Genomic DNA, 21,814 nt, shown 5'->3' with positions numbered 1-21,814 from the left:
GATGAGTGCAAGAGACCGTTTTGACGAGGATATTGCCGGACGCCTTGAAGGGCTGCGCGACGAGGGGTTGTATAAATCCGAACGGGTGATCACCAGCAAACAGGCGGGGAAGGTTATGCTGGAGGGCGGGCGCGAGGTGATCAACCTGTGCGCCAACAACTATCTGGGGCTTGCCGACAATCCCGAGATCACCGCCGCCGCGCATGAGGCGCTGGACCGGTACGGGTTCGGTATGGCGAGCGTGCGCTTCATTTGCGGGACGCAGGAAGAGCACAAGGCGCTGGAAGGCGTGATCGCGCGGTTTCTGGGGAAAGAGGATTGCATCCTGTATCCAAGCTGTTTTGACGCGAATGCCGGTTTGTTCGAGACGATTCTCGGCCCCGAGGACGCGATCATTTCCGATGCGCTGAACCATGCCAGCATCATCGACGGCGTGCGCCTGTGCAAGGCGCAGCGGCATCGGTACGCCAATTCCGATATGGCCGATCTGGAGCAGTGTTTGCAGGCCGCGCAGGGGGCGCGGCATCGCCTGATCGCCACGGATGGTGTGTTTTCGATGGATGGCTATTACGCGAAACTGGACGAGATTTGCGATCTGGCGGATCGTTACGATGCGATGGTGATGGTGGATGATTGCCATGCCACGGGGTTCGTGGGCGATACGGGCCGGGGTACGCCGGAAAAGTTCGGGGTCATGGACCGGGTGGATATTCTGACCGGGACGCTGGGCAAGGCACTGGGCGGGGCCTCGGGCGGGTATACGGTGGCCAGCGGGCCGGTGGTGGACTGGCTGCGGCAGCGCTCGCGCCCCTATCTGTTTTCCAACACGCTGGCGCCGGTGATCGCGGCGGCCTCGCTGAAGGTGTTCGGGATGATGGAGGACGGGGCCGAACGCCGCGCCCGTATCTGGGACAACGCGGCCTATTTTCGTGAACGTATGGGCGCGCTGGGGTTCGAACTGTTGCCCGGCGATCATGCGATCATTCCGGTGATGTTGCGCGACCCTAAACTGGCGCAGGCGATGGCGGCGAAACTGGACGATCACGGTGTGTTTGTCTCTGCTTTCAGCTTTCCGGTGGTGCCGAAGGATCAGGACCGCATCCGCACCCAGATGAGCGCGGCGCATGATCGCGCGATGCTGGACCGGGCGATTGATGCCTTTGAAACGGTCGGTCGTGATCTGGGGGTGATCCGATGACGAACGAGATGAAGGCGCTGGTCAAGGCGCGGCCCGAAGAGGGGCTGTGGATGCAGAACGTTCCGGTGCCCGAACCGGGGCCGAACGACGTGCTGATCAAGATAAAGAAAACCGCGATTTGCGGCACCGACGTGCATATCTGGAAGTGGGACGAATTCAGCGCGAAAACGGTGCCGGTGCCGATGGTCGTGGGGCATGAATTCGTCGGTGAGATCGTGGATATGGGTGCGGCGGCGCGGACCTATCGTATCGGGCAGCGTGTATCGGGCGAGGGGCATATCGTGTGCGGAACCTGCCGGAATTGCCGCGCCGGGCGGGGGCATCTGTGCCGCAATACAAAGGGCGTGGGGGTGAACCGCCCCGGCGCCTTTGCCGAGTACCTGTGCATCCCCGAAAGTAACGTGGTGCCGATCCCCGAGGACATCCCCGACGAGATCGCCGCGATTTTCGATCCGCTGGGCAATGCGGTGCATACTGCGCTGAGCTTTGATCTGGTGGGTGAGGATGTGTTGGTGACGGGTGCCGGGCCAATCGGGATCATGGGCGCGCTGGTGGCCCAGAAGGTGGGCGCGCGCAAGGTGGTGATCACCGATATCAACCCCTATCGGCTGGATCTGGCGCGCCGGATGGGGGTGCAGCATGTCGTGGATGTGGGCAACGAGACCCTGCGCGACGTGATGGACGAGATCGGCATGACCGAAGGGTTCGACGTGGGGCTGGAAATGTCGGGCGCGGCCCCGGCGATGCAGCAGATGATCGCGCGGATGAACAATGGCGGCAAGCTGGCCCTGCTCGGGATCGCGCCGACGGAATTCCCGGTGGACTGGAACACGGTGATTTTCAAGATGCTTCAGATCAAGGGCATCTATGGCCGCGAGATGTACGAGACATGGTACAAGATGATCGCGCTGGTGCAGTCGGGGCTGGACGTGTCGGGCCTGATCACGCATCGGATTCATATCGACGCGTTCGAGCAGGGGTTCGCGGCGATGATTTCGGGCAATTCTGGCAAGGTTGTGATGGACTGGGAGGGGTGAGCCCCCTTTCATCGGTCGTCCTTTGCCCCATCTTTTGAAGGGACAGGAACAGGAGCGTGAGAATGACCAGGTATACCAAAGACCCCGATGCAATCGCCGCCCTGGACCCGGAGCAATACTGGGTCACGCAGGAAAGCGGGACCGAGCGGCCCGGCACGGGCCGGTATCTGGAGAATAAGGAGCCGGGGATTTACGTGGATATTGTCTCGGGGGAGCCGCTGTTTGCGTCCTCGGACAAGTATGAATCGGGCTGTGGCTGGCCCAGTTTCACCAAGCCGATCGAGCCTGCGCATATCAACGAGCTGCGCGATGACAGTCACGGCATGGTCCGCACCGAGGTGCGCAGCACCCATGGCGACAGCCATCTGGGGCATGTGTTTCCCGACGGGCCGCAGGACCGGGGCGGTTTGCGCTATTGCATCAATTCGGCCAGCCTGCGGTTCATCCATCGCGACGACATGGAGGCTGAGGGCTATGGCGATTACCTGGATCAGGTGGAGGACGTGACATGAGCGAACGTGCCGTACTGGCGGGGGGCTGTTTCTGGGGAATGCAGGACCTGATCCGCAAGCTGGACGGGGTGATTTCCACCCGTGTCGGCTATACCGGCGGGGATGTGCCCAACGCCACCTATCGCAATCACGGCACCCATGCCGAGGGGATCGAGATCATCTTCGATCCCGGCAGGATCAGCTATCGCAAGTTGCTGGAGGTGTTTTTCCAGATCCACGATCCGACGACACTGAACCGGCAGGGGAACGATATGGGCATGTCCTATCGTTCGGCGATTTACTATGTGGACGAGGCGCAGAAGGAGATGGCGTTGAAGACCATCGCCGATGTCGAAGCCTCGGGACGCTGGCCCGGAAAAGTGGTGACCGAGGTCGAGCCCGTCGGCGATTTCTGGGAGGCCGAGCCCGAGCATCAGGATTATCTGGAACGCTTTCCGCAGGGCTATACCTGCCATTTTCCGCGCCCGGACTGGGTGTTGCCGGAAAGCTGAGATTGTCTGTTCAGGCTGGAATAGTGACTGTTTCTGCCTGACCGGGATCAGCTATGCGCCTCGTTGAAGGGTGGATTGTGGTGCAAGCGGATTGATTTCTCTGCCGGGTCGCCGCAATCATGCGCGTGGAAGGAAACGCGCAGATGAGCCCATTCAAGGGGATTGCCCTCAAACTTTGTTCCGTGATCCTGTTCGTGGTCATGTCCTCGCTGATCAAGGCGGCGTCGGATGCCGTGCCGCCGGGCCAGGCGGTGTTTTTCCGCTCGTTGTTCGCGATTCCGGTGATTTTGACATGGCTGGCGGTGCGCGGCGATCTGCGCACGGGGCTGCGGGTGACGTCGCCGATGGGGCATTTCTGGCGCGGGTTCGTGGGCACGGCGGCGATGGGGCTGATGTTTGCCGGTCTTGGCCTGCTGCCGCTGCCCGAGGTCACGGCGCTGGGCTATACCGCGCCGCTGCTGACGGTAGTGTTCGCGGCGATGTTCCTGGACGAGCGGGTGGGCCTGTTCCGGATCGGGGCGGTCGCGCTGGGGCTGGTGGGGGTTCTGATCGTGCTGGCCCCGCGCCTGAGCACGCTGACGGGCGAAACGGTGCAGACCACGCAGGCCGTGGGCGCGGTGATGGTTCTGATGGGGGCCACCTGTGCGGCGCTGGCGCAGATCTATATCCGCAAGCTGGTGGCGACCGAGCAAACCAGTGCCATCGTGTTCTATTTCTCGGCCACCTCGACCTTGCTGTCGTTGCTGACGATTCCCTTTGGCTGGACGATTCCGGGCGGAACAGAGACTGTTTATCTGATCCTCGCGGGGCTGATCGGCGGCATCGCGCAGATTTTCCTGACTTCGGCCTATCGCTTTGCCGATGCCAGTGTGGTGGCGCCGTTCGATTATGCGTCGATGCTGTTCGCGCTGGCGATCGGGTACGTGATTTTCGACGAGGTGCCGACCGGGCCGATGTTGCTGGGTGCGGTGTTGGTGATTGCGGCGGGGATCATCATCATCCTGCGCGAGCGTCATCTGGGCCTGAAGCGTGGGCAGGCCCGTGCATTGCGTACCCCGCAGGGCTAAGCCTGTTACCCGCCGGTCAATGCAGCCACCGCGTAGGGCGGCCAAAGCCATGCGCGCCGGAAACGGCCCAGGGGAAAGCGCCGGGGCGGTTTGCGCAGGATGGACGGATAGGCGCGGCTTGGTGTCTTGTCCTGTACCAGATCGGCAAGGATCGCCCCCGCGTGGCTGGCCATCGCCACGCCGTTGCCCTGATAGCTGAGCGCGGTGAAGGCCCCCGGCATTTCGGGGATCGGGCCGGCATAGGGGGTCATGTCGCGCGACAGGCTGAGCAACCCGTTCCAGCTATAGGGGGTATCGACATGCGCCCAGGCGGGGAACATCCGCTCGAAATGGCTGCGGATCGTGCGGTGCATGCGGGCATCCTGTGCCGGGGAGCTGAACAACCCGCCACGCATCCCGAACAGGAAGCGCCGGTTGGGCATCAGGCGGAAATAATGCAGGAAGAACCGTTCGTCATAGGCCATCTGGTGGCTGGACCAGCCCTGTTCGGCGATCTCTTCGTCCGACAGGGTGCGGGTGACCAGCACATTGGATTGCGCAGGCAGGTATCGCGCCCGCATCCAGCGCGGCAGGTCGTCCGAGGAATAGCCGTTGGTTGCTACGATCAGGCGTTTGGCGGTGATCCGGGCGCTATCCGTATGCAGGGTAAAGCGATTGCCGTGGTCGATCCGCTGCACGGGTGAGCGCGAAAAGATACGCGCGCCCTGCGTGCTGGCCGCCTGTGCGAGGCCAAGCGCGTATTTGGCCGGGTTCAGGGCGAACCCCACCGGAATACTCATGCCGCAGTGGAACGGGCCGGTCATGCCGTGCTGTGCCAGATCTTCGTTCGGGATGATTTGTGGCGTGATGCCGAGATCGACCTCGATCCGTTTCGACTCGGCTTCGAACCCGGCCAGCGATCTGGGGGTGAAGCCCATGACGGTTTCGCCGTCCGAGTGGCGGTTGACCTGCAAATCGTGGCGCTCGATCAGATCGGCGGCGGTTTCGACGGCGGCCATTTCGGCGCGGCGGGCCTCGGCGCGGGCGTTTTCGCCGTGCAGCTTGGCGATCACCGGGTCGGGGGCCCCGAACCCGCCAAGACAGCAGAATCCGCCATTGCGCCCCGAGGCGCCCCAGCCGGGTGTATTCGTCTCTAATACGGCTACATCGGCCCCGGATTCGGCCAGATGCAAGGCGGCGGAAAGGCCGGTAAAGCCCGCGCCGATCACCGCGATATCGCAGGTGATCTGCCCCGAGGCGGCAGGATAGCCGGGATCGGACACCGTATCGCCCCAATAGCACTGCGCACGGGGCGCATCGCCATAGGTGTGCTCGGGAAAGACGTGTTTCATGCGCGTTCGGCGGCGCGTTGATCTGCCTGTTGCCGCAGGGCCGCACGTTTCGTCACGATCGAGGCGGTGATGACCCCAACGGCGACCACGGCGATCATCAGCGTGGACAATGCGTTGATCTCGGGGCTGACGCCCAGGCGGATCGACGACCAGATCTTGATCGGCAGGGTGGTGGCCGACGGACCGGCGGTAAAGGATGCGATCACCAGATCGTCCAGCGACAGGGTAAAGGCCAGCAGCCAGCCGGAAATCACCGCAGGCGCGATGATGGGCAGGGTGACAAGGCGAAACGCCTGCATCGGCGAACAGCCCAGATCGAGCGCGGCCTCTTCCAGTGAACGGTCAAAGCTGACCAGCCGAGAGGACACCACGACCGAGACGTAGCACATCGAAAAGGTCGTATGGGCGAGGATGATGGTGAATACCCCGCGGTCCAGCCCGATGCCGATGAACAACAGCAGCAGTGACAGGCCGGTGATCACCTCGGGCATGACAAGCGGTGCGTAGATCATGCCGGAAAACAGGGTACGCCCCGCGAAACGGCCCGCGCGGACCATGACATAGGCCGCCATGGTGCCAAGGACCGTGGCGATGGTGGAACTGACAAAGGCCACCTGAAGCGTGACCCATGCGGCGTCCAGAAATGCCTCGTTCCGCAGGAGTTCGCCGTACCATTTGGTGGAAAATCCCGCCCAGACCGTGACCAGCTTGGACTCATTGAAGCTGTAGATGATCAGCAGGACCATCGGCAGGTAGAGGAACGCAAAGCCGAGGGTCAGCGATGTGGCGTTGAACCAGGTGAAGCGTCTCATGCGCACGCCCTCCGGGTGACGATGTCCTGAAAAGACATCGGGCTGAAATCTTTTGAAGATTTCAGGTGCTCGACGGTTCTCATCCTTCGGCCTCCCGCTGTTTCTGCTCGTTGCGCTGGAACAGGATGATCGGGACGATCAGGATCAGCAGCAGGATCACCGCCACGGCGCTGGCCACCGGCCAGTCGCGGTTGTTGAAGAATTCCTCCCACAGCACCTTGCCGATCATCAGGGTGCGCGATCCGCCCAGAAGCGAGGGAATCACGAATTCACCGATGGTCGGGATGAATACAAGGAAACAGCCCGCGATGATGCCGTTCCTGGACAGCGGAATGGTGATCAGCCAGAAGGCCTTGAACCGCGAACAGCCCAGATCCTCGGCAGCCTCCAGCAGGGAGGCATCCATGCGTTCGAGCGCGGCATAGATGGGCAGGATCATGAAGGGCAGGTAGGTGTAGACGATGCCGATATAGACCGCGATGGGTGTGTTGAGGATGGTCAGCGGTTGGGAAATCAGACCTGTCCACATCAGGAACTGGTTCAGATAGCCTTCGCCCGAAAGAATCCCCATCCACGAATAGACGCGGATCAGGAAGCTGGTCCAGAAGGGCAGGATCACCAGCAGCATCAGCGTGGGCCGCCAGTGATCGGGGGCGTTGGCCATGCCGTAGGCGATGGGATAGCCCGCCAGCAGGGTCAGGAAGGTGGCGATGGCCGCGATCTTGACCGAGGACAGGTAGGCCTTCCAGTAGAGGTCGTCGGTGCTCAGGAACCAGAAGTTCTCAAGATCGAGCTGTGAGAAGAAATCCCTGATGCCCTGCCAGCCTGCACCGAAATCCAGCGTGGGGGTGTAGGGCGGGATGGCCAGGGCCGTGTCGCTGAGGCTGATTTTCAGGACGATCACGAAAGGCACCAGGAACAGCGCCAGAAGCCACAGGTAGGGAACGAGGATGAGAGTTGCGCGCCGCATCGTTCAGCGCTCCAGCAGGACGGCGGCGGTGTCGGTCCAGCTGAGCCAGACCTCGTCCTCCCATGTGAAAGAGCGGCGCGACAGGCGGCGTGTGTTGGCCGTCTGGGCGCGCACGATCTGACCCTTCGGCAATTCGACGTGATAGGTCGACAGATTGCCCAGATAGGCGATATCGAGGATCTTGCCGCGCAGCGCGTTGCGTTTGTCTTCGGGCTTTTCCGCCGTGATAGAGACTTTTTCAGGCCGGATCGCCAGATAGGCGCGCTGTCCGTCGGTCAGCGCGATATCGGTTTCGGCATAGAGGGCGGGCTGTCCTTCGGCAAAGTCGATCCGGTATCCCGCGCCGTCCCGGGTGGCGGTGCCTTCGATGATGGTTACATCGCCGATGAAATCGGCCACGTAGACGGAATTGGGGGTCTCGTAGATGCGCGCGGGGGTGTCGGCCTGAATGATCTGCCCGTGATCCATCACCGCGACGCGGCTGGCGACGGTCATCGCCTCTTCCTGATCGTGGGTGACGATCACGAAGGTGGTGCCGGTCTTTTCCTGAATGTCCATCAGTTCGAACTGGGTATCCTGGCGCAGCTTGGCATCGAGCGCGCCCAGGGGTTCGTCGAGCAACAGCAGCTTGGGCGCCTTGGCAAGGCTGCGGGCCAGCGCCACGCGCTGCCGCTGACCGCCGGAAATCTGGTGGGGTTTGCGCCTGGCGAATTTCTCCAGCCGGGTGAGTTTCAGCATCTCGGCGACACGATCGCCGATGGCGTCGCGGGCCATGCCGTCGCGTTTCAGGCCGAAGGCGATGTTGTCCCAGACCGACAGGTGCGGGAACAGCGCATAAGACTGGAACATCATGTTCACGGCGCGTTTGTTGGGAGGGATCGGCGCGATATCCTGCCCGGCCAGCAGGATTGTGCCTTCGGTGGGCGTTTCGAACCCTGCCAGCATGCGCATCATCGTGGTCTTGCCACAGCCCGAAGGGCCGAGCAGGGCAAAGAACTCACGTTCGAAAATGTCGAATGTCTGATTGTCGATGGCGGTGAAATCGCCGAACCGTTTGGTGACACCCCTGAACTGGATCAGCGGTTTTTCGTTCGGGTCGTTCCACGGCTCGAATACGGTTTGAGTCATACCTGTCCCACCTGTCAGAAAATGGCCCGCGCAAATGCGTTGCGCGGGCCGTAAAAGGGCGTCAGGTGCCCGATTTGATCTTGGTCCACAGACGCGTCACGACGCGCTGAACCTTTGCCGGGTAGGGCGTGGTCGTGAACAGGTTGTCCATCGCCTCTTGCGACGGATAGATCGCTGGATCGTCGATCACATCCTCGATCAGGTATTCCTGCGAAGCCTTGTTGCCGTTGGCGTAATACACATAGTTCGACGCGGCGGCCATGTTTTGCGCGTCCATGATGAAGTTCAGGAACTTGTGCGCGCCATCGGGGTTGGGCGCATCGGTGGGAATGGCCATCTGGTCAAACCACATCTGCGCGCCTTCCTTTGGGGCGTTATAGGCGATTTCGACACCGTTACCGGCCTCGTCCGCGCGGTCCCGCGCCTGAAGGATGTCGCCCGACCAGCCCACGGCCACACAGATATCGCCATTGGCCAGCGCGTTGATGTATTCGCTGCTGTGGAACTTCTGGATATAGGGGCGGATCGGGGCATAGACCTCTTCGACCCTGGCGATCACGTCGGGATCGTGGCTGTCGGGGTCTTCACCGATATATTTGAGCGCTGCGGGGATCATCTCGGCCGGGGCGTCCAGGAAATGCACGCCGCACCCGGCCAGCTTTTCCATGTTTTCCGGGTTGAAGATCAGGTCCAGGCTGTCGACCGGGGCATCTTCGCCCAGCAATTCGGTGACCTTGCCGACATTCACGCCGATTCCGGTGGTGCCCCACATGTAGTTGATCGAATAGGCGTTGTCGGGATCGTATTGCGCGGTGCGCTGTTCGACCACGTCCCACATGTTGTCGAGATTGGGCAGCTTGGCCGGGTCCAGTTTCTGGAATGCACCGGCACTGATCTGGCGTTGCAGGAAGGTTCCGGTGGGGACCACGACATCATAGCCCGAGCCACCGGCCAGCATCTTGGTTTCCAGAACCTCGTTGCTGTCGAACACGTCATAGATCAGGTCCAGTCCGGTTTCTTCCTCGAACCTGGTCAGCAGTTCCTCGTCGATGTAGTCGGACCAGTTGTAGACCCGCACCTCTTCTGCGCTGGCGGATACAGCGCCGAGGGCAATCGTTGCGGTGGTTGTCAGAATCAGCTTGCGCATTGTGGTCTCCCGTTGGTTCGGCAAGTTGTTTTGCCTTGTCTGCGGATTTGATCAAAAAATTCCGCTCATGGCAATATGGCAATGTTTTCACGCAGCCGTTAAACTCGCAAGATCAGTTATGAGGACAGGGCGACTGGAGGCCCCGGACATGAACAAGGCTGCCGGAAAATTAACCGAATCCGCCACTGCCAGAGGGCGTCTGCCGGCGCATGAGGTGATCTATCGGCAGTTGCGCGATCTGGTGCTGTACGGCGATCTGGCGCCGGGGCAGGCGGTGACCATTCAGGGCCTGACTGAACGGCTGGGCGCGGGCATGACCCCGGTGCGCGAGGCGATCCGCCGCCTGATTGCCGAGGGGGCGCTGGAGTTTCAGGGCAATCGCCGGGTCTCTGTGCCGCTTCTGAACGCCGATAATATCAGCGAATTAATCCTTGCACGACAATGGCTTGACCCACATCTGAGCCTGCGCGCCACCGAGCGCGCGACCCCCGACGACCTGGAGGAGCTGACGGCCCTGGACGAGGCGCTGGACCGGTCGATTTCGGCGGGCGATTTGCGCGGATATCTGGAGCTGAACTACCGGTTTCACAAGCGCCTGTACGAGTTGGCCGAGGCCCCGATCCTGGCCGATCTGGCCGATGGGTTGTGGTTGCGGTTCGGCCCGTCGCTGCGGGTGGTCTGTGGGCGGCTCGGGACTCAGAACCTGCCGGACAAGCACAAGGACCTGTTGGAGGCGATGCGCGCGAAGGATGCGGAAGGCGCGGCGCGGGCGATCCGCGAGGATGTGATCCAGGGAATGGAGCAGGTACGGCAATCTTTCGACGCCCCGGCGGTATCGAACTGATTCGATTGACAGCGAATAATTTGATCATATTCTGGCAAAGAACAGACGGGCCGCCGGGCGGCGCCGTGTCCTCTTGCTCTTGAAAGGTTAAGTCATGACGCTGATTTCAAATCACATGCCCACGGCGGAATTGCAGGCGCTGGATGCCGCGCACCATATGCACCCGTTTACCAACGGCAACGAACTGGCCGGGCGCGGCGCGCGGGTGATCACCCGCGCCAAGGGTGTGACCCTGACCGACAGCGAAGGCAATGACATCCTGGATGCCATGGCCGGGCTGTGGTGCGTGAATATCGGCTATGGCCGGGATGAACTGGCCGAGGCCGCCGCGCGCCAGATGAAGGAACTGCCCTATTACAACACCTTCTTCATGACGACCCATGTGCCCGCCATCGCACTGGCCGACAAGCTGGCCAAACTGGCGCCGCATGACCTGAATCATGTATTTTACGCCGGATCAGGGTCTGAAGCGAACGATACGAACCTGCGTATGGTGCGCACCTATTGGGCGCAGAAGGGCAAGCCCGACAAGAAAATCGTCATCAGCCGCAAGAACGCCTATCACGGCTCCAGCGTGGGCAGTGCCAGCCTTGGCGGGATGTCGGGGATGCATGCGCAGGGCGGCCTGCCGATCCCGGATATTCACCACATCAATCAGCCCCACTGGTGGGCCGAGGGCGGCGACATGTCGCCCGAAGAGTTCGGCCTTGCCCGTGCGCGGGAACTGGAAGAGGCGATTCACGAGTTGGGCGAAGACAAGGTCGCGGCCTTCATCGCCGAGCCGGTGCAGGGCGCGGGCGGCGTGATTGTTCCGCCCGAGACCTATTGGCCGGAAATCCAGCGGATCTGCGACACGTACGAGATCCTGCTGATCGCCGACGAGGTGATCTGCGGATTTGGCCGGACGGGCAACTGGTTCGGGTCGCAAACCTACAATATCCGCCCGCATATCATGACCATCGCCAAGGGGCTCAGCTCGGGCTATGCGCCGATTGGCGGGTCACTGGTATGTGACGAGGTGGCCGAGGTGATGAACGATTGCGAGTTCGCGCATGGCTATACCTATTCGGGGCATCCGGTGTCGTGCGCCGTGGCGCTGGAAAACCTGCGCATTCTGGAAGAAGAGGGCATCGTCGACCGTGCCGGGGCCGAAACAGCGCCCTATCTGAAAGAGAAATGGGACTTGCTGACAGATCACCCCTTGGTGGGCGAGGCCAAGATTGCCGGGCTGATGGGCTCGATCGCGCTGACACCCGACAAATCCAGCCGCGCGGCGTTTGCCGCCGATGCCGGAACGGCGGGGCTGATCTGCCGCGAGGCGTGTTTCGGCAACAACCTGGTGATGCGCCATGTCGGGGATCGCATGGTAATCTCGCCGCCTCTGGTGATCACGAAGCCCGAGATCGACACGATGATCGAACGCGCCTGGAGGTCGCTGGATCAGGCCCATGCCCGCCTGAAAGACGAAGGGCTGATGAAGGCGGTCAGTTGACCCCGCCCGACATCCATGACTCTACGAAAGCCGCCTCTTATTTGAGGCGGCTTTTCAGATAGCGGCCATAGTCGTTTTTCCTGAACATTTCGGCCCGTTCGGCGAGGGCCTCGGCACTGATCCAGCCACGATCATAGGCGATCTCGTCCAGACAGCCGGTTTGCAGCCCTTGCCGTTTTTCCAGCGTGCGCACGAAATTACCGGCGTCGAGCAGGCTGGCATGGGTGCCCGTGTCCAGCCAGGCATAGCCCCGGCCCATGCGTTTGACCTCCAGCTTACCGGCGTGGAGATACATTTCCAGCAAGGTGGTGATTTCCAGCTCGCCCCGGTCCGAGGGCTTGACCTCGCGCGCCAGTTTCGGCGCATCGCCATCGAGGAAATAAAGGCCCGTGACCGCATAGTTCGACGGCGGAACCTCGGGCTTTTCGATGATTTCTTTGACGCGGCCTTCGGAATCGAAGCTGACCACGCCATAGCGCTCGGGGTCGGCGACGTGATAGCCGAACACCGTGCCGCCGGTGGTTTGACGGTCGGCATCGGCCAGCAGTTCGGACAGGCCATGCCCGAAAAAGATGTTGTCGCCCAGAACCATCGCCGACGGCGCGCCGTTCAGGAAATCCTCGGCCAGCAAATAGGCCTGCGCCAGCCCGTCGGGCGACTCCTGCACGATATAGGTCAGGGAAATGCCCCACTGGCTGCCATCGCCCAGCATCCGCTGAAACTGGGCCTGATCCTGTGGCGTGGTGATCATGGCGATGTCGCGGATACCCGCCAGCATCAGCACCGAGATCGGATAGTAGATCATCGGTTTGTCGTAGATCGGCAGCAACTGTTTCGAAATCCCCATGGTGATCGGGTACAGCCGCGTGCCGGACCCGCCGGCCAGAATGATGCCTTTGCGTTGGGTCATGCTTTGGTTACTCCCAGGTCTGTCAAAACCGCCTTCAGGCCCGTGCGCCAATCGGGGCGGGCTATGCCGAAAACAGTCTCTGTCGCAGCGCAATCCAGCCGCGAATTCAATGGACGTATAGCCGGGGTGGGATAGTCGGCGGTGGGTATCCCGCTGACTGTCACGGACCGCCCGGCAAGCTCGAATATCGCCTCGGCGAAGTCTTTCCAACTGACATCGGGTGCGCCGGAAAAGTGATAGATGCCCGTTTTATCGGGATCGGCCTGCAACTGTCCGGCCATGGTCAGGCAGGCGCGTGCGATGTCGGCGGCGGGAGTCGGCCCGCCGATCTGGTCGTTCACGATGCTCAGCGCATCGCGGGTGTCCGACAGGCGCAGCATGGTTTTGACGAAGTTCCCGCCATGGGCCGAGAACACCCAGCTTGTACGCAGGATGCCATAGGTGCCGCCGGCCTTCGCCACCGCCTGCTCGCCAGCCAGTTTGCTGCGACCATAGGCGTTTTGCGGTGCAACAGGGTCTGTTATTGCGCGCGGATCGCTACCCGACCCGTCGAACACGTAATCGGTCGAGATATGCACCAGAGGGATGCCCAGATCGGTGCAGGCACGGGCCAGCGCACCGGGGGTTTCGCCGTTTATCACGGTGGCGAGGGCCTCTTCCTCTTCGGCGCGGTCCACTGCCGTATAGGCGGCGGCGTTGATCACGGCCTCGGGTGCATGGGTCTTGATCGCGGCGGCGCAAGCGGCGGGATCGCTCAGGTCGGCCTGATCGCGGCCCAGAAAGATGGCCTCGGGCGCCAGCCGCGCCAGTTCGGTGGCCACCTGGCCGGTTTTGCCGAAGATCAGCAGGCTCATGCCTTGCCCACCCGTGTGCCGACGCCGTCAATCTCCAGCAGCGGCTGCCACCATTCGGGGTTGTCCAGATACCATTGCACCGTCTTTTCCAGACCCTGTTCCACCGTAACAGACGGTTTCCAGCCCAGTTCGTTCATGATCCGCTCGGGGTCGATGGCATAGCGTGCATCGTGGCCGGGCCGGTCGGTGACAAAGGCGATCTGGTCACGATAGCTGCCGCTGTCGCGCGGGCGCCTGGCGTCGAGGATATCGCAGATCGCGTGCACGAGGTCGATGTTGCGCCGTTCGTTATGGCCGCCCACGTTATAGCTGCGCCCCGGTGTGCCCTTTTCCACCGCCAGCAACAGCGCGTCGGCGTGATCTTCGACAAAAAGCCAGTCGCGCACGTTCAGGCCCTGCCCGTAAATCGGCAGCTCCTTGCCGTGCAGCGCGTTCAGGATGACCTTGGGGATCAGTTTTTCGGGGAAATGGTAGGGGCCGTAATTGTTCGAGCAATTGGTCAGCACGACGGGCAGCCCGTAGGTATGGAACCACGCCCGCACCAGATGGTCCGAGGACGCCTTTGAGGCGGAATAGGGACTGCGCGGGTCATAGGGCGTGTCCTCGGTGAACAGCCCTTCATCGCCCAGTGATCCGTATACTTCATCGGTCGAGATATGGTGAAACCGGAACGTTTCGGGGCGGCCATTGGCCACCCATTGGGCGCGGGCGGCTTCCAGCATGTTGTAGGTGCCGGTGATATTGGTCTCGATGAAATCGCCGGGCCCGTCGATCGAGCGGTCCACATGGGATTCAGCCGCCAGATGCATCACCGCGTCGGGGTTGTGAGTTTCGAAAATGCGGGTCAGGGCCGCGCGGTCGCGGATATCGGCCTGCACGAAGGTGTAGTTCGGGCTGTCGGCCACCTCGGCCACGTTTTCCAGCCGCCCCGCGTAGGTCAGCGCATCGAGGTTGATCACCTGATGCCCGCGCGCCACCGCCAGCCGCACCACGGCGGACCCGATGAACCCCGCACCGCCCGTCACAAGAATCTTCATGCCGTGTCTCCGTAGGTGAAGGGGCTGTCGAAATCGGCCATCAGCGGCGCGTTGGCGTCTTTTTCGGACAGGACGGGATCGCCGCCGAGGCCCCAGTCGATACCCAGGTCGGGATCGTCGAAGCGCACCGCGCCGTCGCAGTCGGGCGCGTAGTAATCCGAGCATTTGTAGATGATTTCGGTATCGGGTTCGCGCGTGACGAACCCGTGCAGGAATCCGGCGGGGATCAGCAGTTGCAGACCGTTCTCGAAGCTGAGTTCGTAGCCCACCCATTGCCCGAAGGTGGGGCTGCCCTTGCGGATGTCCACCGCCACGTCGAACAGCCGCCCGCGCCCGCAGCGCACCAGCTTGGCCTGTGCGTGGGGCGGGGACTGGAAATGCAGGCCGCGCACGGTGCCCACGGTGGCGGACAGCGAATGATTGTCCTGCACGAAATCCATGTCGATCCCGTGGTCCAGAAAGGTCTTGCGGTTCCAGCTTTCCGAGAAGAAGCCGCGTTCGTCGCCAAAGCGGCGCGGCTCCAACAGCAGGACACCGGGCAGTTTCGTTTCAGTGACTTTCAAAACACGCACTCCCTCGCATCGATCAACGGATCAAGGCTTTAGCAAGCGGTGAGGCGAATGTCACCGGCAGAACCGGGGGATTGTGGTGTTGTTTGCGTGCGCACCGTTTACCACGGATGCCGCCGACCCCGGCACCGACGCGATACCGACATGATACCGACGCGGTGCCGAAGCCGGTTTTCCCTTGTTAACCGGGCTTTGGCGGCGATTCGCGGCTTAATCCTTGACGAACATCTTTCTGGGCCGGTTGCAGAAGGTTTCCGCCGGACCGTCCTCGGTGATCAGCACCGATTCGGTGATCTCGAGACCCCAGTCGGACATCCACAGCCCCGGCATGAAGTGGAAGGTCATGCCCGGCTCCAGCACGGTTTCGTCCTCGGCGCGCAGGCTGACGGTGCGTTCGCCCCAGTCGGGCGGATAGCTGAGGCCGATGGGATAGCCGCAGCGCGCGCCGCGTTCGATACCTGCCCGCTCCAGCGGCGCGGCCAGCGCATTGGCGATGTCGCAGGCGCGGTTGCCGGCGCGGGCGGCGTCCAGCCCGGCCTCCAGCCCCTCGACCAGTGCGTTTTCCGCATCAAGGATGAACTGCGGCGGTTTGCCCAGAAAGAGAGTGCGGCAAAACGGGGCGTGATAGCGGCGGTAACAACCTGAAATCTCGAAGAAAGTCGCCTCACCGCTGGCAAAGTCGCGCCCGTCCCATGTGAGGTGCGGTGCGGCGGCGTCCGAGCCCGAGGGCAACAGCGGTACGATGGCCGGGTAATCGCCCCAGGCGCCGTCCACGCCGCGAATGCCGTCGCGGAGAATCTCGGCCACGACCTCGTTCTTGGGAATGCCCGGTTCGACGCGGTCCAGAAGGCCGTCCATGATCTTTTCCGAAATTGCGGCGGCCTTGCGGATGAAGACCAGTTCCTCGTCGGATTTGACCGCCCGCTGCCAGTTCACCAGCGCCGTGGCATCGACGAAGGTGGCGTCAGGCAGTTCGGCCTGAAGCACCGCGTAGGCCTTGGCCGAGAAATAGTAATTGTCCATCTCGACGCCGATGCGTTTGTCCTGCATCCCCATGCCGCGCAGGCGCTCTGCCAGATCCTGCATGGGGTGGCGTTCGGTGGACTGAACGTAGTTGTCGGCGTATCCCATGACCCGGTCATCGGTCATCCAGACGGTGCGCCGCCCACCATTGGCATCCTGATTGCGGCCCCACCAGACCGGATCGGCATCGGGTAGTACGACAACCCCCTGATGCACATAGAACGACCATCCGTCATAGCCCGTCAGCCAGTTCTGGTTCGAGGGGTCGGTAACGAACAAAACGTCGATGCCCGCGGTCTCCATCGCGTTGCGCGTCTTGGTCAGGCGGCGCTGGAATTCGGCATCGGAAAAGGGAAGGTTCTTTTCGATCATGATGTTTCCTGCTGTAGTCGGACCTTTCTGCCTTACGGTCTTGAAATGGGGGCTGCCCCAAGGAAAACGGCAAGAAATGTCGTTTTTGGGAAATTCCATGTCGCACAATTGACGATAGCCTGTAGCGAGGCAAAGCTGCCACAATACATCGAGGAGCCGTAATGCAACCGACGCTGGCCGATATTCATGCCGCCGCGAACACGATCCGCGGGATCGCCGATGCCACGCCCCTGGTGCCTTCGCCTTTCATGAGCGAGTGCGCCGGGGCCGAGTTTCTGCTGAAGCTCGAAAACATGCAGCCCATCGGCGCGTTCAAGCTGCGCGGTGCGCTGAACGCCGTGGCCGGGGTGGGCGATGCGGCGGGTGTGACCTGCTGTTCCACCGGCAATCACGGGCGCGGTGTGGCTTATGCGGCAAGGGCACGGGGGATGCGGGCGGTTGTCTGCATGTCCGAACTGGTGCCGCAGGCCAAGGTGGACGGTATTCGCGCCCTCGGGGCCGAGGTGCATATCAAGGGCCGCAGTCAGGACGATGCGCTGGCACAATCCCTGCGTCTGGTGCGCGAGGAGGGGCTGGTTGAAATCTCGCCCTTCGACGACCCACTGGTGATTGCGGGTCAGGGCACGATCGGGTTGGAAATCCTGTCGGCGCGGCCCGATGTGACCACGTTGCTGGTGCCCTTGTCGGGTGGTGGTCTGGCGGCGGGCGTGGCGCTGGCGGCGAAGGCGATCAATCCGGGCATTCGCGTGGTGGGCATCACCATGGATCGCGGGGCGGCGATGTATGAAAGCATCAGGGCCGGGAAACCCGTCGAAGTCGAAGAGGTCGCCAGCCTTGCCGATTCCCTTGGTGGGGGGATCGGGCTGAACAACAGGCTGAGCTTTGCGATGTGCCGCGACCTGCTGGACGAAGTCGTTCTGGTCAGCGAGGATGAAATCTATCACGCCATGCAGGTGCTGTATTACGAAGACAGGATCGTGGCCGAAGGGGCCTGCGTGGTGGGGCTGGCCGCCGTGCTGAACGGCAAGGTCACACTGGACGGCCCGAGCGCCACCATCGTGACGGGCCGCAATCTGGACATGCCCACATTCACCCGCATCGTGACCGGGCAGGATGTGGATTTGGGCGATGTGACGGTGAAAGGAAAACCCTATGTCTCATGACATCAAGATTCTAACCGAGGCGGAACTGCGTCAGGTGGTCGGCCTTGATATCGAAACCGTGGATGTGATCGAGCAGGCCTTTACCGCGCTTGCGAGCGGCGAGGTGGTGATGCCGCCCATCCTGTCGATGGACCTGCCTGCCGCCAATGGCGAGGTCGATGTGAAAACCGCCTATATTCCGGGGTTCGACGGGTTTGCGATCAAGGTCAGCCCCGGTTTCTTCGACAATCCCAAGCTGGGCCTGCCGTCGCTGAACGGGCTGATGATCCTGTTTTCGGCCAAAACCGGGCTGGTTCAGGCTCTGTTTCTGGACAACGGGTATCTGACCGACATCCGCACGGCGGCTGCGGGCGCCGTGGCCGCGCGGCATCTGGCGCCCGAGGTGGTGGAAACGGCGGGCGTGATCGGCACCGGCGTACAGGCGCGGTTGCAGATGAAGGCCGCCCATCTGGTGCGGCCCTTCAGCAAGCTGCTGGTCTGGGGGCGGGACGCGGCCAAGGCGCAAACCTGCGCCGATGATCTGGCGGCGGATCTGGGGATCGAGGTGCAGCCGGTGGCGGACGCCTCTGAGCTGGTTTCGCTCAGTCAGTTGGTGGTCACGACGACCCCGGCGCGTGAACCCGTGGTCAAGGCCGAGTGGCTGCACAAGGGGCTGCATATCACCGCGATGGGATCGGATCAGGAAGGCAAGAACGAGATCGATCCGCGTGCCCTGGCGCTGGCCGATCTCTATGTGGCGGATCGTGTCAGCCAGACGGAAATTCTGGGCGAGTTACGCAGCGCCAAGCAGGCCGGACTTTGGGCGCATGGCATTCCGGCGGAATTGGGCAATGTCATCACCGGGGATGCACCGGGGCGGCGCAGCGACGAAGATATCACCATTGCCGACCTGACGGGCACCGGCGCGCAGGATACGGCCATCGCCAGCCACGTTTTCGCGATGATCAGGGACAGCAAGGCCGGTACGGTGATCTCTGCATGAAGCTGGGCGTGTATCAATGCCCGGCCTCGGGCGGGACGCAGGATGAACGCCTGACTGAGCTTGAGCGCCATATCGCGGGGCAGGGGCTGGATTTGTTGTTATGCCCCGAGCTGTTCTCGACAGGGTACGATCAGGGGGCCGATTATGGCGACGTGGCCGAAGCGCCGGACGGGCCGTTTGCGCAAGGGATCGCCGCGCTTGCGCGCAAGCACGATACTGCGATTGCCTATGGGTATGCGGAACGGGCCAGGGATACGATTTACAACTCCGCGGCTTTGATTGACGCATCGGGCCGCTTGCTGGCCAATCATCGCAAGCGCCTGCCCTCGCCGTACAGTTTCGAAGAGCGGGCCTTTGGCCGGGGCGGGGCCGTGACTTTTGCCGATCTTGGCGATCTGCGGCTGGCGATGATCATTTGTTACGAGGTGGAGTTCCCCGAAAACCTGCGACACGCCGCGCAAGGCGGTGCGCATGTGGTTCTGGTGCCAACGGCGTTGGGGGCCGAGTGGGGGATCGTGGCCGAGAAACTGGTGCCGACCCGCGCCTTTGAAAACGGAGTCTGGATCGCGTATGCGGATCATGCAGGGGACTGTGGAGGGCTGTCGTTTTACGGCGGCAGCCGGATCGTGGCCCCTGATGGGCAAGACGCCGCCGTGGCGGTGCCGGGCAAGGCGGGGCTGATCGCGGCGCCGTTTGATCCGGCGCGTGTCGCCGCGGCCCGAAGCCGCCTGCCTTATCTGCGCGACTGCGTGAAACTGTAGAACGGAGCCGGCATGTTGAAACTCGATGCCCGTGACATGGCCATTTTGCGTGTGCTGTCCACCGAAGGGCGGATCACCAAGGCCGAACTGGCGACCAAGGTCGGCCTGTCGGCCAGCCCGTGCTGGGAGCGCCTGAAAAAACTGGAACAGGCCGGGATCATCGAAGGCTATAACGCGCGCATCAACCTGCGCAAGCTGGGGCCGCATGTGACGGTGTTCGTGGCTGCCGAACTGGCCGATCACACCCCGGCCAGTTTCCGCGCTTTCGAGGACAGTGTGCAGCGTTATGACGAGATCACCGCCTGCTGGGCGCTCGGGGGTGGGTTCGATTACCTGATGCAGATCGTGACCACCGATATCGACACGTACCAACGCCTGATCGACGAGATGCTGGAGGCCCGGATCGGGCTGGCGCGGTACTTCACCTATATCGTCACGAAACCCGTCAAATCCCCGGCTTTGCCGCCGTTGGAAGCCTTGATCGGGTGAATCGTCTGTTTAGCTGGCGCGAGGCAGAAGAATCTTCTGGTAACTGCAAATTGTTCAGCCTCAACTCATGGCCCTGACCCTCTAAATCTTCGGGGGAAAGGAGGGCCTTTTATGTCCGATACTGCGATCTGGACCCGTAATGGTGTCACCGATACGCGCCTTGTGCGCAGTTTTTCTTATGTGAACGGCAAGTGGACGGCTGGCGACGACAGCGCCACGATTGCTGTCACCAACCCTGCCGATGGGCGTTTGCTGGGCGATGTGGCCAGCCTGTCTGCCGCTCAGGCGCGCGGGGCGGTGGATGCCGCCCAGGCGGCGTTTGCCGATTGGTCGATGACTCTGCCTCAGGATCGCTCGGCCATCCTGCGCCGCTGGTTCGATCTGATGCTGGAGCACAAAGAGGACCTGGCCCGCATCATGGTGCTGGAACAGGGCAAGCCCCTGTCCGAGGCGCGCGGCGAGATCGACTATGCCGCCAGCTTTGTCGAGTATTATGCCGAAGAGGCCAAGCGCCCGAATATCGAGGGCGTCACCAGCCACCTGCCCGATGCCGAGGTGGAATTGTGGCTGGAACCCGTGGGGGTCGCGGCCCTGATCACGCCGTGGAACTTTCCGGCGGCGATGCTGACGCGCAAGGCCGCAGCGGCGATGGCGGCGGGCTGTACCGTCGTGGCGCATCCGTCGAGCGAAACGCCCTATTCCGCCCTTGCGCTGGCCGAACTGGCCGAACGCGCCGGTATTCCGGCGGGCGTGTTCAACGTGCTGACGGGGCAGGCCCGAACGCTGGTTGAGCCCTGGACGCAAGACAACCGCGTGCGCGCCCTGTCGTTCACCGGGTCCACGGAGATCGGGCGGCTGCTGTATCGCCAGTCCGCTGACACGGTAAAGCGGCTGGTGATGGAACTGGGCGGCCACGCGCCGGTGATCGTGTTCAAGAACGCTGATCTGGACACCGCGATCGAGGAAACCATCAAGGCCAAGTTCGCCACATCCGGGCAGGATTGTCTGGGCGCAAACCGCATCTATGTGGAACGTCCGGTCTACGACGAGTTCTGCCGCCGCTTTACCGAGGCCACGCGGGCGCTGAGCCTTGGCGTGGGCATGGATGACCCCGAGATCGGGCCGCTGATGAACGAAAAGGCGGTGCAGAAGCAGGAGGAACACGTTGCCGATGCCCTGAAAAAAGGCGCCAAGCTGGCCTGTGGCGGCAAGCGTGACGATCTGGGGCCGCTGTTTTATCAGCCTACGGTTCTGACCGACGTGCCCGACGAGGCGGCGATCATGAAGGACGAGACCTTCGGTCCTGTCGCGCCGATCACGCCGTTCGACACCGAGGACGAGGTCGTGGCGCGCGCCAACGACACCGAATATGGCCTTGTCGCCTATCTGCACAGCCACGATCCGCGGCGCATCTACCGCGTGACCCGTGCGTTGCAATTCGGCATGGTGGCGGTGAACCGCACCAAGGTCACCGGCGCGCCGATCCCGTTTGGCGGGGTCAAGCAATCGGGCCTTGGCCGCGAAGGAGCCCGCAAGGGCATGGAAGAATTCATGGAGATCAAATACGTCTGCCGCGATTGGGCGTGAGCGGGCGAGATCCTGAATAGATTTCGGCCCGGAATTTT

At 62.4% G+C, this 21,814-nt stretch carries 22 protein-coding genes; 12 read left to right on the top strand and 10 right to left on the bottom strand.

The window, feature by feature from the left end; genetic code table 11:
* Window position 1 precedes the first annotated feature (1 nt).
* The 5 genes from BUB53_RS11905 to BUB53_RS11885 all read left to right on the top strand — a co-directional run bounded on the left by BUB53_RS11905 (window position 2) and on the right by BUB53_RS11885 (window position 4,305).
* Window positions 2-1,198 (top strand): glycine C-acetyltransferase, encoded by a 1,197-nt coding sequence (locus BUB53_RS11905; protein WP_073034994.1) that lies wholly within the window; start codon window positions 2-4, stop codon window positions 1,196-1,198.
* Between the two features lie 8 nt (window positions 1,199-1,206).
* On the top strand, window positions 1,207-2,235 hold the full coding sequence (tdh, locus tag BUB53_RS11900; RefSeq protein WP_200797802.1) for an L-threonine 3-dehydrogenase: 1,029 nt from the start codon (window positions 1,207-1,209) through the stop codon (window positions 2,233-2,235).
* A 62-nt stretch (window positions 2,236-2,297) separates the two neighbouring features.
* Complete coding sequence (msrB, locus tag BUB53_RS11895) at window positions 2,298-2,747, top strand: peptide-methionine (R)-S-oxide reductase MsrB (protein ID WP_073034992.1); 450 nt, start codon at window positions 2,298-2,300, stop codon at window positions 2,745-2,747.
* Window positions 2,744-3,238, top strand: a complete 495-nt coding sequence (gene msrA, locus BUB53_RS11890; RefSeq protein ID WP_073034991.1) for a peptide-methionine (S)-S-oxide reductase MsrA — start codon at window positions 2,744-2,746, stop codon at window positions 3,236-3,238. Before msrB ends, msrA begins: the two co-directional genes overlap by 4 nt.
* 143 nt (window positions 3,239-3,381) lie before the next feature.
* Window positions 3,382-4,305 carry a DMT family transporter gene (locus BUB53_RS11885; RefSeq protein ID WP_073035123.1) on the top strand — a complete coding sequence of 308 codons (924 nt, stop codon included), beginning with the start codon at window positions 3,382-3,384 and terminating at the stop codon, window positions 4,303-4,305.
* A 5-nt stretch (window positions 4,306-4,310) separates the two neighbouring features.
* Here the strand turns inward: BUB53_RS11885 and BUB53_RS11880 are convergent, their stop codons facing one another.
* From BUB53_RS11880 to BUB53_RS11860, 5 genes are all read right to left on the bottom strand, one after another.
* Window positions 4,311-5,636 carry an NAD(P)/FAD-dependent oxidoreductase gene (locus BUB53_RS11880; protein ID WP_073034990.1) on the bottom strand — a complete coding sequence of 442 codons (1,326 nt, stop codon included), beginning with the start codon at window positions 5,634-5,636 and terminating at the stop codon, window positions 4,311-4,313.
* Window positions 5,633-6,448 (bottom strand): ABC transporter permease, encoded by an 816-nt coding sequence (locus BUB53_RS11875; protein ID WP_073034989.1) that lies wholly within the window; start codon window positions 6,446-6,448, stop codon window positions 5,633-5,635. The genes BUB53_RS11880 and BUB53_RS11875 overlap by 4 nt, the downstream gene beginning before the upstream one ends.
* A gap of 79 nt (window positions 6,449-6,527) precedes the next feature.
* Entirely contained in the window at window positions 6,528-7,418 is an 891-nt protein-coding gene (locus tag BUB53_RS11870; protein ID WP_073034988.1) for an ABC transporter permease subunit, read from the bottom strand.
* A gap of 3 nt (window positions 7,419-7,421) precedes the next feature.
* Entirely contained in the window at window positions 7,422-8,546 is a 1,125-nt protein-coding gene (locus BUB53_RS11865) for an ABC transporter ATP-binding protein (RefSeq protein WP_073034987.1), read from the bottom strand.
* A 61-nt stretch (window positions 8,547-8,607) separates the two neighbouring features.
* Window positions 8,608-9,693, bottom strand: a complete 1,086-nt coding sequence (locus BUB53_RS11860; RefSeq protein WP_073034986.1) for a polyamine ABC transporter substrate-binding protein — start codon at window positions 9,691-9,693, stop codon at window positions 8,608-8,610.
* A 148-nt stretch (window positions 9,694-9,841) separates the two neighbouring features.
* Here BUB53_RS11860 and BUB53_RS11855 point away from each other — a divergent pair, with 148 nt between their 5' ends.
* Both BUB53_RS11855 and BUB53_RS11850 read left to right on the top strand, forming a co-directional pair.
* Entirely contained in the window at window positions 9,842-10,537 is a 696-nt protein-coding gene (locus BUB53_RS11855; RefSeq protein ID WP_073034985.1) for a GntR family transcriptional regulator, read from the top strand.
* Between the two features lie 94 nt (window positions 10,538-10,631).
* Window positions 10,632-12,029: an aspartate aminotransferase family protein gene (locus tag BUB53_RS11850; RefSeq protein ID WP_073034984.1), complete on the top strand. Its 1,398-nt coding sequence runs from the start codon at window positions 10,632-10,634 to the stop codon at window positions 12,027-12,029.
* Between the two features lie 37 nt (window positions 12,030-12,066).
* Here the strand turns inward: BUB53_RS11850 and rfbA are convergent, their stop codons facing one another.
* The 5 genes from rfbA to doeA all read right to left on the bottom strand — a co-directional run bounded on the left by rfbA (window position 12,067) and on the right by doeA (window position 16,794).
* Entirely contained in the window at window positions 12,067-12,939 is an 873-nt protein-coding gene (rfbA, locus tag BUB53_RS11845; RefSeq protein ID WP_073034983.1) for a glucose-1-phosphate thymidylyltransferase RfbA, read from the bottom strand.
* Entirely contained in the window at window positions 12,936-13,793 is an 858-nt protein-coding gene (gene rfbD / locus BUB53_RS11840) for a dTDP-4-dehydrorhamnose reductase (protein ID WP_073034982.1), read from the bottom strand. Before rfbD ends, rfbA begins: the two co-directional genes overlap by 4 nt.
* Window positions 13,790-14,830, bottom strand: a complete 1,041-nt coding sequence (gene rfbB, locus BUB53_RS11835; RefSeq protein WP_073034981.1) for a dTDP-glucose 4,6-dehydratase — start codon at window positions 14,828-14,830, stop codon at window positions 13,790-13,792. The genes rfbD and rfbB overlap by 4 nt, the downstream gene beginning before the upstream one ends.
* A complete protein-coding gene (rfbC, locus tag BUB53_RS11830) occupies window positions 14,827-15,393 on the bottom strand; it encodes a dTDP-4-dehydrorhamnose 3,5-epimerase (RefSeq protein WP_073035122.1) in 567 nt (188 codons plus the stop codon). Before rfbC ends, rfbB begins: the two co-directional genes overlap by 4 nt.
* A 216-nt stretch (window positions 15,394-15,609) precedes the next feature.
* Window positions 15,610-16,794, bottom strand: coding sequence for an ectoine hydrolase DoeA (doeA, locus tag BUB53_RS11825; RefSeq protein WP_073034980.1), 1,185 nt, complete (start codon window positions 16,792-16,794; stop codon window positions 15,610-15,612).
* A 161-nt stretch (window positions 16,795-16,955) separates the two neighbouring features.
* Between doeA and eutB the strand changes: the two genes are divergently transcribed.
* The 5 genes from eutB to BUB53_RS11800 all read left to right on the top strand — a co-directional run bounded on the left by eutB (window position 16,956) and on the right by BUB53_RS11800 (window position 21,776).
* Window positions 16,956-17,957 (top strand): hydroxyectoine utilization dehydratase EutB, encoded by a 1,002-nt coding sequence (eutB, locus tag BUB53_RS11820; RefSeq protein WP_073034979.1) that lies wholly within the window; start codon window positions 16,956-16,958, stop codon window positions 17,955-17,957.
* The gene (locus BUB53_RS11815) at window positions 17,947-18,939 is read left to right on the top strand and encodes a cyclodeaminase (protein WP_073034978.1); all 993 of its coding nucleotides are present in this window, start codon (window positions 17,947-17,949) and stop codon (window positions 18,937-18,939) included. Before eutB ends, BUB53_RS11815 begins: the two co-directional genes overlap by 11 nt.
* A complete protein-coding gene (locus BUB53_RS11810) occupies window positions 18,936-19,700 on the top strand; it encodes a nitrilase-related carbon-nitrogen hydrolase (protein ID WP_073034977.1) in 765 nt (254 codons plus the stop codon). The genes BUB53_RS11815 and BUB53_RS11810 overlap by 4 nt, the downstream gene beginning before the upstream one ends.
* A 15-nt stretch (window positions 19,701-19,715) precedes the next feature.
* Window positions 19,716-20,189, top strand: coding sequence for an Lrp/AsnC family transcriptional regulator (locus tag BUB53_RS11805; RefSeq protein ID WP_073035121.1), 474 nt, complete (start codon window positions 19,716-19,718; stop codon window positions 20,187-20,189).
* Window positions 20,190-20,300: 111 nt separating this feature from the next.
* Window positions 20,301-21,776 (top strand): NAD-dependent succinate-semialdehyde dehydrogenase, encoded by a 1,476-nt coding sequence (locus BUB53_RS11800; protein ID WP_073034976.1) that lies wholly within the window; start codon window positions 20,301-20,303, stop codon window positions 21,774-21,776.
* Window positions 21,777-21,814: the final 38 nt, after the last annotated feature.

It is taken from the genome of Roseovarius pacificus (assembly GCF_900142665.1).
Taxonomy (GTDB): domain Bacteria; phylum Pseudomonadota; class Alphaproteobacteria; order Rhodobacterales; family Rhodobacteraceae; genus Roseovarius; species Roseovarius pacificus.
Note: the sequence above shows the minus strand (reverse complement) of the source record. Positions and strands in the feature narration are given on the sequence as shown.